The organism is Micromonospora sp. CPCC 205546 (genome assembly GCF_036902715.1).
GTDB lineage: Bacteria > Actinomycetota > Actinomycetes > Mycobacteriales > Micromonosporaceae > Micromonospora.
On sequence record NZ_JBAKHL010000068.1, the window covers coordinates 1 to 15,709 of the forward strand.

Annotated in this window: 10 protein-coding genes; 1 reads left to right on the forward strand and 9 read right to left on the reverse strand. The window is 76.3% G+C overall.

Features of this window, described 5'->3' with window-relative positions:
• The 9 genes from V6U77_RS24640 to V6U77_RS24680 form a co-directional block, all read right to left on the reverse strand.
• Positions 1-634: condensation domain-containing protein (locus tag V6U77_RS24640; RefSeq protein WP_334609049.1), on the reverse strand; the 634-nt coding region annotated here is incomplete at its 3' end.
• A gap of 128 nt (positions 635-762) precedes the next feature.
• Positions 763-1,434, reverse strand: coding sequence for a hypothetical protein (locus V6U77_RS24645; protein ID WP_334609050.1), 672 nt, complete (start codon positions 1,432-1,434; stop codon positions 763-765).
• Positions 1,431-4,709, reverse strand: coding sequence for a non-ribosomal peptide synthetase (locus V6U77_RS24650; protein WP_334609051.1), 3,279 nt, complete (start codon positions 4,707-4,709; stop codon positions 1,431-1,433). Before V6U77_RS24650 ends, V6U77_RS24645 begins: the two co-directional genes overlap by 4 nt.
• Before the next feature lies 1 nt (position 4,710).
• Positions 4,711-10,188 (reverse strand): non-ribosomal peptide synthetase, encoded by a 5,478-nt coding sequence (locus V6U77_RS24655; protein WP_334609052.1) that lies wholly within the window; start codon positions 10,186-10,188, stop codon positions 4,711-4,713.
• A gap of 21 nt (positions 10,189-10,209) precedes the next feature.
• Positions 10,210-10,431: an MbtH family protein gene (locus V6U77_RS24660; protein WP_334609053.1), complete on the reverse strand. Its 222-nt coding sequence runs from the start codon at positions 10,429-10,431 to the stop codon at positions 10,210-10,212.
• Between the two features lie 70 nt (positions 10,432-10,501).
• Positions 10,502-11,800, reverse strand: coding sequence for an MFS transporter (locus V6U77_RS24665; protein WP_334609054.1), 1,299 nt, complete (start codon positions 11,798-11,800; stop codon positions 10,502-10,504).
• A 138-nt stretch (positions 11,801-11,938) separates the two neighbouring features.
• Complete coding sequence (menC, locus tag V6U77_RS24670; RefSeq protein ID WP_334609055.1) at positions 11,939-13,078, reverse strand: o-succinylbenzoate synthase; 1,140 nt, start codon at positions 13,076-13,078, stop codon at positions 11,939-11,941.
• Complete coding sequence (locus V6U77_RS24675) at positions 13,075-13,710, reverse strand: MurR/RpiR family transcriptional regulator (protein ID WP_334609056.1); 636 nt, start codon at positions 13,708-13,710, stop codon at positions 13,075-13,077. Before V6U77_RS24675 ends, menC begins: the two co-directional genes overlap by 4 nt.
• The gene (locus tag V6U77_RS24680) at positions 13,707-14,405 is read right to left on the reverse strand and encodes a GNAT family N-acetyltransferase (protein WP_334609057.1); all 699 of its coding nucleotides are present in this window, start codon (positions 14,403-14,405) and stop codon (positions 13,707-13,709) included. Before V6U77_RS24680 ends, V6U77_RS24675 begins: the two co-directional genes overlap by 4 nt.
• A gap of 96 nt (positions 14,406-14,501) precedes the next feature.
• On the opposite strand from V6U77_RS24680, the gene V6U77_RS24685 reads away from it, so the two are divergent.
• A complete protein-coding gene (locus V6U77_RS24685) occupies positions 14,502-15,650 on the forward strand; it encodes a M20/M25/M40 family metallo-hydrolase (protein ID WP_334609058.1) in 1,149 nt (382 codons plus the stop codon).
• Positions 15,651-15,709 lie beyond the last annotated feature (59 nt).

The following is a 15,709-nucleotide window of genomic DNA, read 5'->3' on the forward strand; positions in this document are numbered from 1 at the left end:
GGCGTTGCCAGGCGGCGTAGTCGGCGTACTGCACGGGCAGGGGTGGCAGCGGGTCGGGGTGGCCGTGGTGGTGCGCGGCGTAGAGCACCCCCAGCTCGCGGGTCAGGATCCCCAGCGACCACCCGTCCGAGACGATGTGGTGCATCGTCAGCAGCAGCACGTGCCGGTCGGGGGCGAGGGCGACCAGGCGGCCCCGGAACAGCGGGCCGGCCGCCAGGTCGAACGGAGCGGTGCTCTCCTCCTGCTGGAGCCGCGCCAGGGCGGCGGCGGCATCGACCTGCCCGGTCAGGTCCTCGACGCGGAGCGGGAACCCGACCCCCGGCGGGTCGATGCGTTGGGCGGCCTCGGCGCCGTCGGCGACGATGCGGGTGCGCAGGACCTCGTGCCGGTCCACCAGGGCGTCCAGCGCCGAGCGCAGCGCGTCCCGGTCGAGCCGGCCGTCGAGTTGGAGGGCCAGCGGCATGTGGTAGGCGTGGCCGACGCGGCCGAGTCGCTCCAGGAACCACAACCGCCGTTGCGCGAAGGAGAGCGGCAGCGGGCCGGACCGGTCCGGCAGGCGCTCCACCTCGGCCGACGTCCGTGCCGGCGGGACGCGACCGGGGGCCGGGACGCGGGTCGGTTCGTCGTCCGGCAAGTGTGCCCCCTCGATCGCGCGCCGGCCGCCGCGCCACCTGACTGCGCCACCTGACATCGGCCGAAGTGGATCCACAGTAGACGACTCGACAGGCCGATACCAGGGACCGACGGACCGCTCCGGTGACCTCAGTCCGACACGCGACTCAGACTTTCGGCCAGCGCGTCGGCGAGCCGCCCGTACGCCGTCCACAGCACGCGCGGCGCGCCCGCCGCGCCGGCCCGGTGCGCCGCCGCCAGGGCGTACGCGCGCACCAGGGCGGCCGGGTACGTCCCGGCGTACGCCGTTTCGTCGGCCCGCGCCAGGGCGCCCGCCAGCGCGTCGGCGTTCGCGATGGCGTTGGCGTCGGCGAACGCCTCGGCGTTGGCCCCGGTGCTCAGGTCGGCGTAGTGCGCGGCGAACCCGGCCACCTCGTCGGGGCCGTAGCCGTTGGCGGTCGCGTAGACCTCGGCGTTGGCGTACGCGACCGCCCGGGCCTCGGCGTACGGGTAGGCCGCCCGGTACAGCTCGCGCAGGGCGGGCCGGAGCGCGGCGCGCCACTCGTCGGCCCCGACCCGGTCGCCGGCCAGCGCCCGTCGGTGCAGGTCGCCCACCCTCCGGCCGGCGTCGCTGCCGGATGCCGAGGCGAGCACGCGCGCGTGCCAGTCGTACACCACCCGGAACGGCACCCGGCCGGCGAGCCGGTCGAGTTCGCCGTCCACCCGTCGCCACCAGGCCGGCGGCGTGGCGGGGTCGTGGCCCTCGGCGAGCGCGGCGAGCACCGCCGCCAACCAGGCCGGCGGCTGCGGCGCGACGCTCACCCGTCCCACCTCGACGGCCGGTCCATGCCGGCGAGCAGGTCGTCGACGTCGTCGTCGGTCAGCGTGTCGAGATATCCCCCGCCGCCGGTCTCCGTCGTCGCGACGCCGGCGACCTTCGCGTGCGCGGCGGCCCCCGCCGCGGTGACCGCCGCGGCCAGCCCGGCCACGGTCGGGTCGTCGAAGAGCGTCCGCACCGGAAGGTCCACCCCGTACGCCGTCCAGATCCGGGCCATGAGCTGGGTGGCCTTCACGGAGTGCCCGCCGAGGACGAAGAAGTTGTCGGCGATGCCGACCGGGCCGGACAGGCCCAGCAGGTCGGCCACCAACCCCGCCAGCTCCCGCTCCATCGGGGTACGCGGGGCGACCGGCGCCTCGCCGGAGCCGGCACCCCTGTCGGGTGGGGGCAGGGCGCGCAGGTCCAGCTTGCCGCGCGAGGTCCGGGGCACCTCGGGCAGCGCCACGAGGACCGCCGGCACCATGTGCGCGGGCAGGAACCGGCGCGCGTACCCGGTCAGCCCCGGCGGCGGGCCGGTCGCGGACGGGTCGGTGACCACGTAGCCGACCAGCCGCACGCCGTCGTGTTCCACGTCGGACACGGTCGTCACGACCGCGTCACGGACCTGCGGGTGGCCGCGCAGCACCGCCTCGACCTCCGCCGTCTCGACCCGGAACCCCCGCACCTTCACCTGCCGGTCGGCCCGCCCCAGCGGCTCGATCCGGCCGTTGGGCAGCCACCGGCCCAGGTCCCCGCTGCGGTAGAGCCGGCCGCCGGGGGCGAACGGGTCGGGCACGAACCGCTCGGCGGTCCAGCCGGGCGCGCCGACGTAGCCCCGGCCGACCCCCGCGCCGCCGATGCAGACCTCGCCCACCACGCCCGGCGGCACCGGCCGCAGCCACCGGTCCAGCACGTAGACCCGGCTGCCGGTGAGGGCCGGGCCCAGGTCCGGGGGCGCCGACCCCGGCTCGACCTCGGCCCCGGTCGAGTAGACGGTCGTCTCGGTCGGGCCGTAGAGGTTCCACAGGCACGTGCCCGGCTCCGCCAGGGCGTCGGCGAGGGCCCGGGGCAGCGCCTCCCCGCCGCTGAGGCGCAGCCGCACCCCCGCCGGCACCCCGCCGGCGGCGACCAGCATCCGCCAGGTCGTCGGCGTCGCCTGCAGCATCGTCGCCCCGGTCGTGGTGAGCAGCCGCCGCAGCCGGTTGCCGTCGATCACGTCGTCCTCGCCGGCGACCACCACCGGCGCCCCGCACAGCAGCGGCAGGAGCAGGTCGAGCAGGGCGATGTCGAACGCGAACGGGCTCACCGAGAGCACCCGGTCGGCCGGCCCCAGCGGGACCATCCCGCGGAACGCGTGCAGCAGGTGCGCGACCGCGCCCTGGGTGACGGTGACCGCCTTCGGCCGGCCGGTGGACCCCGAGGTGAACAGCACGTACGCCGCCGCTGTCGCCGGCACCGCGCACGGTGGCGCCACCGCAAGCTCCGCCCCCGCACCGGCCGGCTCCGGTGCGGCCAGGTCGAGCAGGGTCACCGACGCGGCCAGCTCGGCCAGCAGCGGCGCGGGGACGGCGCCGCTGTCGGTGACGACCACCCGCACCCCGGCGTCGGCGAGCATCCCGCGCAGCCGCCCCGGCGGGTGGGTCGGGTCGAGCGGCAGGTACGCCGCCCCGACCCACCAGACGCCCAGCAGCGCCGGGAGCAGTCGGGCTCCCCGGGGCAGGACGATGCCCACGGTCTCCTGGACCCGTACGCCGAGCCCGCGCAGCCCGGTGGCGATCCGGGCGGCGAGTTCGCGCACCCCGGTGCCGGTCAGGGTCGCGTCGTCGCCGGTGATCACCACCCGGTCGCCGGCGTCGATCCCGGTCACCAGCGCCGCCGCGGTGTCGTCCGACGGCGGGACCGATCCGGGCCGGGCCGCCGGCCACACCCGGGTGACGAGGTCCGCCGTGGCGGGGGAGAGGAGGTCCACGTCGCAGACCCGGGTCTGCGGGGCGGTCGCCAGCGCGGTCAGGACCGCGCCCAGGGCGTCGGCGAAGCGGCCCGCGCTGGCCGGGGTGAAGAGGTCGGTGAGGTACCGCAGGCGCACCGTCAGCTCGTCGGGGCCGGCGACAGCGGCCAGCTCCAGCTCGAACTTGCCGGTGCCGGTGGGTACCAGCTCCGGCCGCCAGCGCAGCGCCCCCCGCTCGAGCGGCGCCAGGGCCTCCTCGACCGTGCACATCACCTGCACCAGCGGCGCCCGCGACGGCTGCCGCTGCGGGCGGCACAGCTCGACCACCCGGGCGAACGGCAGGTCCTGGTGGGCCTGGGCGCGCGCGGTGGCGGCGTGCAGCCGGTCGAGCAGTTCGGCGAGCGTCGGGTCGCCGTGCAGCGCCGCCCGGATCGCGACGGTGTTGGCGAACAGGCCGAGCATCGGCTCGGTCTCGATCCGGGTACGCCCGGCCACGGGCACCCCGACGAGCACCTCGTCCGCGCCGCTGAGCCGCGACAGCAGAGCCGCGTACGCGGTCAGCAGGACGGTGAAGAGGGTGCTGCCCCGCGCCCCGGCCAGGCGGCGCAGCGCCCCGGCCAGCTCTCCGTCGACCGGCACGGCCACCTCGGCGGCGGCCGGCGACAGCCGGTCGGGGTACGGGCGGTCGACCGGGAGCGGCACCTCCGGCGGGGCCCCGGCCAGCTCGGCCGGCCAGAAGCGTTCCGCCTCGGCGTGCCCGCCCGCGTCGGCGTGCTCCCGCTCCCAGAGGGCGAAGTCCGCGTACTGCAGGGGCGGCTCGACCGAGACGGGCGGCCGGCCGGCGCGCAGCGCCTCGTAGTCGGCGGAGAGCTCGTCGAGGAGCAGCCGGACCGACCAGCCGTCGACGATCGCGTGGTGCGCCACCAGCGCCAGGACGTGCCGCTGCGGGGCGAGACGCAGCAACGTGACCCGGGCCAGCGGACCGCGCTCCAGCGGCAGCGGGGCGCGGGCGTGCTCCCGCAGCGCGGCCCGGGCCGCCGCCTCCCGGTCCGCCTCGGGCAGCCGGTCCAGCGCCACGATCTCGATGGCGCCCGCGCGGGCGTCGTCCTCGACCACCTGGATCGGCCGCCCGCCGTTGGCCCGGAAGGTGGTGCGCAGGATCTCGTGCCGCGCGACCGCCGCCGCCCAGGCCCCGTCGAGCGCCGACGTGTCCAGCGGGCCGTCCAGCCACACCGCCCAGCCGACGTGGTAGGTCGGCTGGCCCGGGTCGAGCTGGTCGAGCAGCCACATCCGCCGTTGCGCGGCCGATGCCGGAAACTCGAAGACCTCCATCTCAGCGCCCCCGTCCGTCGACCGCGACGACCCGCAGCTCGGCGGTGTACCGGCCGTCGGGCCCGGTGAGCCAGAGCTGGTCCGGCGCGGGCAGCATCTCCACCACGCCGACCGTGGCGTCGTCGCCGGCGTGCCGGCGGGCCCGGCGTACCGAGCGGGAGACCAGGTCGATCGAGGCGAGGCTGCTCAGGTCGGCGTGGACCGGTTTCCGCTCGCCCGCGCAGCGCAGGAACACGTGGCGCGGCAGGCCGTGGGCGCCGGCCCAGGCGCGCGCCTGCCGGAACCGCAGCGCCTCGTCGCGGGTGTCGGCGAAGGCCAGGTCGGCGGCGGTGAAGGTCCACGCCTCGCGGCTGACCACGAGGGAGTCGATGGTGATCCGGGGCTGGTGCGCCGCCGGGGGCAGGATGCGGAAGAGCTGGGACAGCCCGGCGCCGAGCACGTCGCCGAGGACGTGCGTCAGGTCCGTGTCGAAGCGCCCGTCGCGCGACCGTACCCGCAGCCCGCCGGCCACCTCGACCAGGTCGCACTCGCCGACGCGCAGGCTCCGGCGCGGGTCGTGCCCGAACGAGTCGTGCGCGAACACCAGCCGGACGTCGTCCGGTCCGGTCAGCGCGTTGCTCTGCCTGGTCGGCACGCCGCCCTCCTGGCCGGTCTCGGCGGGATAGACCGCCCCGGCGCCCACGTCCCGGGCGAGCGCGGCGCGCAGGGCGTCCGCCTCCGGGTGGTAGGCGACCCAGGTGGCGTACCGCAGGGTGTTGACGCCCGGGTGCAGCTCACCCAGGACCCACTCGTCGCCGGCCCGCATCAGGTCCGGGCTGTGCTGCCGCGCGGTCGGCCAGCCGGGCCGCCCCGACGGGAAGGCGGCGGCCACCGCCGGGGCCAGCTCCGCCGCCGTGAGCCGGATCCGGCGCCGGTCCGCCGGCAGCGTCAGCACGTCGGCCCAGCGCCGGTGCAGCGCGGCGGTGAGCAGGGCGGTCAGCCGCTGCGGCGGGTGGAACAGCGCCTCGCCGGCCAGCAGCCAGAAGTCGGCCAGCGGGACGACGTCGGTGCCCAGCTCGGCGGCCCGACGCCGGTAGATGTCGGTGCAGAGGCGCTGGTAGAGCGTCGCGCCGGCGGCGGTGAACCAGCGCGCGCTCTCCAGCACCAGGCCGAGCGCGTCGCGGATCCCGTCGAGGCTCGCCTCCCCGAGGCCGACCGTGCCCGCCCGCAGGCACTCCTCGTAGACGGGGGTGCGCCCGGCGTACATCGTGCCGGCGCGCCGGGTCGCCGGGACGCCGGCCAGCCGGGTGAACGTGGCCTCCAGACCGGCCATCGCGGTGGTCAGCCCGTCCGGGTCGCCGGCGCACGCGGCGAGCGCGTCCCGGGCGGCGCAGAGCTCGTCGAGGGCGGCCAGCGCGGGCCCGCGTACGGCCGCGTCGGTGACCCGGGCCAGCCGGGCCCGCGCGGTCTCCTCCGGCCGGGTGTCGTGCGGCGCCACCTCCGGCTGCCACGCGATCCGGTGGGCCGCGGCCAACGCCTCCAGCACCTCGTGCACCTCCCGCGTCGAGCGCAGCCCCGACGCCGGGTCGGCCAGCACGGCCCCGGCGACCTCGGTCGCGTCGCGGACCCCGTCGCAGGCGCGCAGCACCGCCGCCTCGGCGTCGGTCAGCGCCACCGGAGCGGCGAGCGGCACCCGCAGCGTCGTCCCGGTCAGGTCCAGGAAGGGCATGAGCCGGGGTACGAGCCACGGTCGCAACCGCGGCGCGTACGGCGCCAGCACCGCCGCGACCGCCCACCCCTCGAGGTAGACCGTCCGCCCGGCGAGCAGCGCCGGTGGGTCCGCGGGGTCGACCCGTACGTCGGGGCCCGGCTCGATCCGGGCCCAGCCGACCGGTCCGAAGAACCCGATGGTGTCGTTCTTGGCGCAGTAGCGCTGCAGGTAGCTGGTGACCAGCGCCTCGTGCTGACGGTGCTTGGTGTTGCGGGTCGGGTTGCCGGGGCCCCGGCGCAGCAGCGCGTCGACGCCGGTGCGCAGCGCATGCGGGTTCTGCCAGGCCACCGCCTCGCGGAAGCGGGGGTGGGCCGCCACCGCGTGCAGCGCCACGGTGAGCCGGCCGACCGCCTGCGGGTACGCGGCCGCGTACGCCGCCTCGGCGCGGGCGACGCCGGCCGGGTCCCCGTCGACCCGGGCCGCCACCACCCGGTCGGCGGCGGCGGCGAGTTCCGCGTCGCCGAGCGGGTCCAGCAGGTCGACCGGGAGGCCCGCGCCCCGCAGGCAGACGGTCCGCCACAGGGCCCATCCGTCGGTCAGCCGGGCCAGGTGCGCGGGCCGGTCCCGACCGCCGCGGTGCGGCACCCGGTCGCGGCGGCGCAGTGCCGGCCCGGCCTGCGCCGGGACGCCCGGTGCCGATCCGGTCGCCGCGTCGATCGCCGCTGCCGTCGCGGCCAGGGTCGGCGCCCGGTAGAACGGGCCCACGCCGAGCTGCACGCCGAACGCCTCGCGGATCCGGAACATCAGCCGGGTGGCCGACAGCGAGTTGCCACCGAGGGTGAAGAAGCTGTTCTCGCGGCCGATGCTCGCGCTCGGGCGCCCGCCGGGCAGCAGCCGGGACCAGAGCCCCGCCAACCGGTGCTCGGTCGGCGTGGCGGGCCCGGCGACGTCCGGATCCGTCCCGGCGCGCCCGGGGGCCGGCAGCGCCGCCCGGTCGAGCTTGCCGTACGCGGTCAGCGGCAGCCGGTCGAGGACGGCGAACGCGGCCGGCACGAGGTGGGCCGGCAGCCGGGCGGCGACGTGGTCGCGCAAGCTCGCCGCGCTCGGGACCGCCGCGCCGGTCGGCGTGACGTAGCCGACCAGGTGCCGCTCGGACCCGTCGCCCCGTACGCCCACCGCCGCCGCCGCGACCCCGGGGTGCGCCCGGAGCACCGCCTCCACCTCGCCCGGCTCGACCCGGAAACCCCGGATCTTCACCTGGTCGTCGCGGCGGCCGAGGAACTCCAGCACCCCGTCCGCGCGCCAGCGGACGACGTCACCGGTGCGGTAGAGGCGCGCGCCGGGCACCTGCGGATCCGGTACGAACGCCCGGGCGGTGGCCGCCGGGTCGCCGAGGTAGCCGCGGGCCAGCCCGTCGCCGCCGGTGTACAGCTCACCGGCCACGCCGACCGGCACCGGCCGGCCGCTGTCGTCGAGCACGTGCACGGTGCTCTGCGGCACGGGACGGCCGATCGGCACCCGCTCACCCACCGGCCCTGCGCCGTTCATCAGGTGGCAACTGGTCAGCGTGGTGTTCTCGGTCGGCCCGTACGCGTTGACCAGCGGCAGCCCGCCGCGCGCGGCCAGCACGGCGCGGACCGCGCCCGGGTCGGCCACGTCACCGCCGGTGAGCAACTGCCGCACGGCCGCCAACGCCGTGACGTCCTCCTCGGCGAGTTGCCGGAAGAGCCCGGCGGTGAGGAAGGCGACGGTGACCCCGCCGTCGCGGATCAGCGCGGTCAGCCGGGTGAGGTCCACCGGGTCCGGGGGCGCGACCACCGCCGTGGCGCCGGTCAGCAGCGCCCCCCAGATCTCCCAGGTGGACGCGTCGAACGCGGTCGGGGCGAACTGGAGCACCCGCTCGCCCGGGCCGAGGGTCGCGAAGTCCGGCCCGGTCACCAGCCGCACCACGCCCCGGTGGGTGATCCCGACCCGCTTGGGCGCCCCGGTCGAACCGGAGGTGTGCAGGACGCAGGCGAGCTGCGAGGGGTGGGCCCGCCCCGGCGGTGCTCCGGCCGGCGCGCGTCGACCGGCCGGCGCGTCGACGTCCAGCACCCGGACCGGGCCCAGGTCGGGCAGGTCGGCGGCGATCCCGGGGGTGGTCAGCAGCAGGCGGGTGCCGCTGGCGGCGAGGAGGCCCGCGATCCGGGCGGGCGGGCCGGCCGCGTCCACGGGCAGGTATGCCCCGCCGGCCTTGAGCACGCCCAACAGGGCCCGGATCAGCGGTTCGCCCCGGGGGAGCAGCACGGCGACGGGAGTTTCCCCGCTCACCCCGTGCCCGCGCAGGGTCCAGGCCAGCCGGTCGGCTGCCCGGTCCAGTTGCGCGTACGAGACGGTGCGGTCGTCGAGGAGCAGCGCGGTGGCGTCGGGGTCGTCGGCGACGCGGGCCGCGAAGACCTCGGTCACGGAGGCGTCGCGGGGATAGGACCGCCGGGTGTCGTTCCAGGCGGCGCGCAGCGGCGCCTCCCCGGCGGCGCCGAGATCCAGGTCGGCCAGGTGCGCGTCGGGGCGCTGCGCCAGCTCGCGCACGGTGTCGTGCAGCTGCGCGAGGATCCGCCGCGCCGAGGCGGCCAACAGCCGGGTGTCGTCCCACGTCACGCCGAGGCGCAGCTCCGGTTCGTCGAAGGCGTGCACCGTCAGTGGATAGCCGGGCATGCGGTGCACGCGCGCCGAGCGCCGGGCCACCTCCGGTCCGCCCTCGGCCAGGGCGGTGGCCAGCCGTTGCCGCTCGAAGACCACGAGGCTGTCCAGCAGTGGCGTGTCGGGTGTCAGGCCCGACTGCTCGAGGATGGTGTGCAGCGGCGTGAGCTGGTACTCGCGCAGCCGACGTATCCGCTCCGCCACGTCCGCGAGGAACCGTCGCACGGTCCACCGTGGATCCAGGCGGATCCGCAGCGGCACCGTGTTGAGCAGCAGCCCGAGGATCTCCTCGGCGTTCGGGACGCTGTCGTACCGGACGGACCTGGTGACCGCGAAGGTCACGTCGTCGACGCCGCCGTAGCCGCCGCGCAGCAGCGCCCAGGCCGCGTGGACCACGGCGCTGACGCCGACACCGACCTCGGCGGCGACGGCGCGCAGCCGGTCGGAGTCGGCGCGGTGCAGGGCGAGTTCGTGCGAGGCCGGCACGCCGCGCGCGGCGGGGTCCGCGTCGAGGCGGCCCGGCAGCGCCCGGGGCGCCGGGGCGTCGGCGAGGTGGCCCTTCCAGAACGCGTCGCCGGTGCCCGGGTCGCGGGTGCCCCACCAGTGCACGAAGTCCGCGAACGGCGGTCGGCGCGGCGGCTGCGGCGTCCGGTCGGCGCGGCGCGCGGCGTAGTCGGCGAGGACCTCGTCGAGCAGCATCCGGGTGGAGCGGCCGTCGAGGATCGCGTGGTGGAAGGTGACGACGACGTGGTGGTCGCCCAGCGTGGTGACCCGGAGCAGGGGCGCCCGGCCGACGTCGAGGGGCTCGTACCGGTCGGTGGGGAGGAACTCGTCGAGCGTCGTCTCCCGCCACCGCAGGTCCGGCGTCACCGTGGACCGGACGACCTGCGCCACGCCGTGGTCGCCGTCGACCTCGAAGGCCGTACGCAGCACCGCGTGCCGCCGGGTCGCGGCCTGCCAGGCGGCGGTGAACGCCTCCCGGTCCGGCGGACCGTCCCACCTGATCGTGACCTGCTGGACGTCCACCCCGGCGTCGGGCTGTCGGAGGGTCTGCAGCACCATCCCGCGTTGCACGGCGAGGGCCGGATACCGCTGGAGACTGTCGTTCATGCGCCCTCGTCCGGTGCGGCGTCAGCCGGTGGCGGCGTGCTCGTCCATCCAGCGCCGCAACGACAGCGGCCGCATGTCCGTCCACACCTCGTCGATCCGGGCGAGGCACTCGCCGCGTGTCCCGGTGGTGCCTTCGCGCCGCCAGCCGGCGGGCAGTTCCCGGTCGTCCCACCAGATCGAGAACTGTTCCTCGTCGTTCACGACCACGGCATACGTCCGGGTGTCGTCGTCGTCTGCGCTCATCGGACCCCCTTCGCCGGGAAGGATTTCAGCCGCGTCGATGCCGTGTCAAGGATCGGTCGATCTTCCGACGTCAGGCGGAGGTGGGCCGTACGGACGCCTCGGAGTCCGGTGTGGACGGTGGCGGCGTCGCGTCGGTGCCGGCGTCGATCCGCGACGTCCGGGCGACCCAGCCGACGGCCGGGCCGGCGGCCAACGCGCAGCCCACGAAGATCGCCGCGACGACCCACCAGCCCCAGCCGCCGGTCTGGATCGCGAGGAGGGTGAGCCCGACCGGCGCGAAGACGTCCGCCGCCGAGCTGATCGTCTGTGCCGTGCCGAGGTACACCCCGCGCGACGCGGCGGGCGGCACGTTGGTCTGGAAGAACCAGAGCGCCGCCGAGAACCACAGCTCGGTGGTCGTCACCAGCACCACGACGGCGAGGAGCACGACGACGGTCCACCCGCCGCCGGTCCGGCCCGCGAGGGCGGCCACCGGGCAGGCGAGCGCGGTGACCAGCGCGCCCCGGCGGATCAGGCGGGCCGCACCCGGCAGCGAGTCGGCGCCGCGCGCGGCCGGCACCTGCAACGTGATCACCAGCACCGTGTTGAGGGCCAGCATCGCGCCGAGCAGCGGTTTCGGGGCGTCGGTGTGGGTGATCGCCCAGAGCGGCAGGATCTCGACGAGGATCACCGAGTGGAACATCATGACGGCCAGGAGTACGGCCGTGGTGACGTAGGGCAGGTCCTTCAGCACCGCCCACCGCGAGGCGGTGGCCGCCCGGTCGTGGCGCACCACCGGCGCGGCCGGGAGCCGGGTCACGAGGGCGGCGTTGAGCAGTGACAACGCGGAGTTGAGCAGCACCATGGCGACGAGCGCGGCGACGGAGTCGAACGCCAACGCCAGGGCGCCGAGCCCGGTGCCGAGGGTGAACCCGGCGTTGAGGTACGAGCGCGCGTACGCCATCGTCCGGACCCGGTTCCCGGCCGGCATGGCGTCGGCGGTGTAGATGGTGCGCCCGGCGTTGGCGAACGAGTCGGTGGCGGCGGCCACCACCATCAGCACCACGAAGCCCGCGAAGGACGTCACGAGGGGATAGACCGCGAAGGTCAGCGCCGAACCGAGGGCGCCGAGGGCCCAGGAGCGCTGCCCGCCGATGCGGTCGGCCAGCGCGCCCAGCGGCAGCGAGGTGAGCACCCCGGCGAGCCCCGCGATCGAGAAGCCGACCCCGATCTGCACCGGGCTGAGCCCGAGGACCTCGGTGAAGAAGACGATGCTTCCGGTGAGGAAGGTGCCGCTGCCCACGGCGACCATGGCGGACTGGTAGGCGATCGCCCGGGGCAGACCGGGCGGCGGCAGGAGCCGGGACGCGGCGAATCGGTGACCGTCCATGGTGGCCGTCAGGCTACCCGGGCGGTCGCCTCCGGTGGCGTCGCCGACCCGGCGCGCGGACCCGGGCCTGGTGCCGTGGGGAAGGCGCGCACCGCCGGCCGACGTGCCGGCCCGCCGGCGGCAGCCGCGACGGGCCCGTCACGCCGCGCCGTCCGCGCGCAGCACGAGCCGGTCGGTGGTCCTCTCCTCGACGTACGACAGGTCGGCGTCCCAGCCGAGGCCGGGCACGCCGGGCACCTCGACGAGCCCGTCGGTGCTCACGATCGGGCGGGTGGTGACGTCGCGGGCGTAGTACTTGTCGGAGCCGGAGACGTCCGAGGGCAGCGTGAAGCCGGGCAGTGCGCTCAGCGCGACGTTGGCGGCCCGCCCGATGCCGAACTCGTGCATGCCGCCGCACCAGACCGGGACACCGTGCTCGCGCGCGAGGTCGTGGGCCCGTACGGCGTGGGTCAGGCCGCCCATCCGCGAGACCTTGACGTTGAGGACCCGCAGGGCGCCCAGGCGCAGCGCGGTGACGAGGTCGTCCACCTCCTCGACGGACTCGTCGAGGCAGACGGGGGTGCCGATCCGCTCCTGGAGGGCGGCGTGCGCGACGAGAGCCCGCGGCGCGAACGGCTGCTCGATCATCAGCAGGCCCAGGCCGTCGAGCGTCTCCAGGACGGCCCGGTGCTCGGGGACGTCCTCGTAGGCGCCGTTGGCGTCGACGTGCAGCGGCACGTCCGGATGTGCCGCGCGTACGGCCCGCACCGGGGCGACGTCCCAGCCGGGCGCGATCTTGAGCTTGATCCTGCGGTAGCCCTCGTCCACGCGCAGCCGCACCTGCGCGAGGAGGTCGTCGACGGTGGGTTCGATCCCCAGGGACACGCCGGCCTCCACGCTGCCGCGCGTGCCGCCCAGCGCGTGCGCGAGGGAGGTGCCACCGGCGGCCGACCACAGTGCCCAGGCGGCGACGTCGAAACCGGCGCGGGCGAAGTGGTTGCCCCGGACCCGGGCGAGCGTCGCGGCAAGTTCCGCGGGGTGCTCCCAGTCGGTCCGCAGGACCATCGGGGCGAGGTGGTCACGGGCGACCGCCCAGCAGCTCTCGACGGTCTCGGCGCAGTAGAACGGGCCGCTCGGCGACGCGATCTCGCCCCACCCCACGGCGCCGTCGGTGTCGGTGAGCGTGACCAGGACGTGCTCCAGCTCGCGCTTGGCGTGGGAGCTGGTCTGGAACCGGTGCACGAGCGGCAGCCGGACCCGGCGCAGCTCCACCACCTCGATCCGCCTGTGACTGGTCACGGTTCCTCCGCGTAGAGGTCGAGTTCGGCGGCGAGGGCGTCGCGCTCGCGCAGGCGGCGGCCGGCCCCCTTCGAACTGGCGATGGTCAGGGTGGCGAGCAGGTGCAGCGCGAGCACCACGGAGGTGGGGGAGTTGGCGTAGGAGGCGCTGTCGGTGCCGATCACGATGCGGACGGTCGCGCTGTCGGCCAGCGGCGCGTCCTCGGCGTCGGTGACGAGGACCAGTTGACCGCCGTGGCGGACGTAGGCCGAGGCGGTGTCGACCGTCTCACGCCGGTAGCGTGCCATGCAGACGGCCACGAGCAGGTCGCCCTGGCGGATGTCGCTGAGCACGTCGAGGGAGCGCAACGCCGCGCCGTCGACGAGGTGGACGCCGGAGAGCCCGGCGCTGAGGTCGGCGGCGAGCAGGGACGCGAAGCTCAGCGACTTGCCGTGGCCGAGCAGGTAGCGTCGCCGGGCCGACACGATGAGCGCGGCGGCCCGCTCGATCGCGTCCTGCTCGGCGGCCCACCCGAGCGCGTTGGCGAACTCGGCGCGTTGCTGTTCCAGGACCCGCTGCTTGAGCAGCTGCGCCGACCTGCGCTGGACGTTGCGGTCGAAGCGCTCCGAGGGCGTCGATCTCGTCGTGGTCATGCCTCGTCCTGCGCGAACAGGTAGCTGACGCGGTCGGGGGCGTCCGTTCGCCGCGCGACGCCGACGAGCCGTCCGCCCTGGACGAACCGGTCGGCCAGCGCCAGTCGCAGCCGGGTCCGCTCGTCGGCTCCCCCCGCGGCGGTACGGTCGTCGGCGGGCGCGTCCACGACCGGGCGCCCCGGTGGGCGGGTGCCGCTCCCGCGACGGTGCAGGTCCCACCGCACCAGGATCCGATCGCTGCCGCCGTCGTCGTAGAAGTCGGGCAGGAACCGGATGCCGACGGCGCCCAGCACGTTCAGGTTGAAGTGGGCGTTGCGCAGCGCGTACGGGTCGAAGGTCCAGCGCATCGTGCGCGCGCCCGCGCGCAGGGCGGCATCGGCCTGGGCGTGCTTGAGCAGGCGGCCGACTCCGCGCCCCTGCGCCCGCCCGTCCACGACGGCGGCCTGCGAGTAGTGGTAGAGCTCCCCGTGCTCGACGGCCGTGAAGCCGTAGCAGAAGCCGACGAGGGAGCCGTCCTCGTCGAACGCGCCGACCGCGCTCCCGGCGTTCTCGCCCAGCGCGGCCAGCAGGCGGGGGCTGACGGCGTGCTCGGGGCCCTCGTAGCCGAACACGCTCCGGTAGAGCGCCGATGCCGCCGTCCGCTCGGCGAGCCCGGCGAGGTCACGCGCCACGATCCCACGGGTGGCATCGGCCATCACGCACCCTCCTGACAAGATAGCGATCGTATGACCGACATGCTGCCGCCATCCATGCCCTTTGACAAGGCGTGCGTGCGATCTTAGTGTTCGTATGTGTCGTCATCTTCGTCGGAGTCAGACGCCGCGCTCGCCGCGCTGCACCGTTACACGCTGCACGAGTCGCCGACCGGTGACCGGCGGGCGCTGGCCGCGCTGGCCGACGTGCTCGACGCGGACGCCGCCCGCGCCGGCTTCGACACCGCCCGCGAGCCGCACCCGAGCGGCGACCACCTGGTCTGGACCCTTCCGGCGCGAGGGGTGGCGGGCGACCCGGTGCTGCTGCTGACCCACTACGACACCGTCTGGCCGGTCGGCACGCTGTCCGACATGCCCTGGTCCGTCGACGGTGACGAAGTCCGTGGCCCGGGCGTCTACGACACCAAGGCCGGGATCGTCGCCCTGCTCGCGGCGGCGACGCGCGTCGTACGGGAGGGCGCCCCGCACCCCGAGATCAGGGTCCTCGTCGTCGCCGACGAGGAGATCGGCTCGCCCACGGCCACCGGGCTGGTCCGGGCCGAGGCGGGCCGGGCCCGCGCGGTGCTCGGCCTGGAACCGCCGCACCCCGGCGGTGACCTCAAGACCGGCCGGCGCGGCAGCACCCGGGTCCGCATCGAGGTCACCGGCGCCGAGGCGCACGCCGCGCTCGACCCCGACGCCGGGGTCAACGCCATCGACGAGCTCGTCGACCAGCTCGTGCGGGTCCGCGCGCTCGTCGCGGGCCGGCCGGTCCTGCTCAACACCGGCACCGTCGCCGGCGGGGGGCGCACCAACGTGGTCGCCGGCGAGGCGTACGGCGACCTCGGCCTGCGCTTCAGCGACCCCGAGCACGAGGACGCGGTCCTCACCGCTCTGCGGTCGCTGCGTCCGGTGCGCGAGCGCGCCCGGCTCGCCACCCGGCTGCTGTCGCACCGGCCCACCTGGCGGCCGGACGAGGCGGGGGCGCGTCTGCTGGAGCGGATCGTGACCGTCGCCGCCGGCCTCGGCCAACGCCTCGACGGGCGCCCGGCCGACGGCGCCGCCGACACCAACACGACGGGCGCGCTCGGCCGCCCCACCGTCGACGGGCTGGCCCCGCCCGGCGGGGGCGCGCACGCCCGGCACGAGTGGGTCTCGGCCGCCGGACTCGGTGCGCGCGCCGACCTGCTGGCCGCCCTGTTCACCGGCCTGCACACGGCGGGCCCGTCCGACGGGGACGGTGCCTGACCCGGCGCGTTCCCGGGAGCCGCGACGGCGGGTACGACCCCGGAACCCGGGAGCCGGGA

Bases quoted from the DNA above. Each gene is read 5' to 3' on its own strand.
- V6U77_RS24650 (WP_334609051.1), bottom strand. From the start codon at position 4,709: ATGGAGGTCTTCGAGTTTCCGGCATCGGCCGCGCAACGGCGGATGTGG.
- V6U77_RS24655 (WP_334609052.1), bottom strand. From the start codon at position 10,188: ATGAACGACAGTCTCCAGCGGTATCCGGCCCTCGCCGTGCAACGCGGG.
- V6U77_RS24660 (WP_334609053.1), bottom strand. From the start codon at position 10,431: ATGAGCGCAGACGACGACGACACCCGGACGTATGCCGTGGTCGTGAAC.
- V6U77_RS24665 (WP_334609054.1), bottom strand. From the start codon at position 11,800: ATGGACGGTCACCGATTCGCCGCGTCCCGGCTCCTGCCGCCGCCCGGT.
- V6U77_RS24675 (WP_334609056.1), bottom strand. From the start codon at position 13,710: ATGACCACGACGAGATCGACGCCCTCGGAGCGCTTCGACCGCAACGTC.
- V6U77_RS24680 (WP_334609057.1), bottom strand. From the start codon at position 14,405: ATGGCCGATGCCACCCGTGGGATCGTGGCGCGTGACCTCGCCGGGCTC.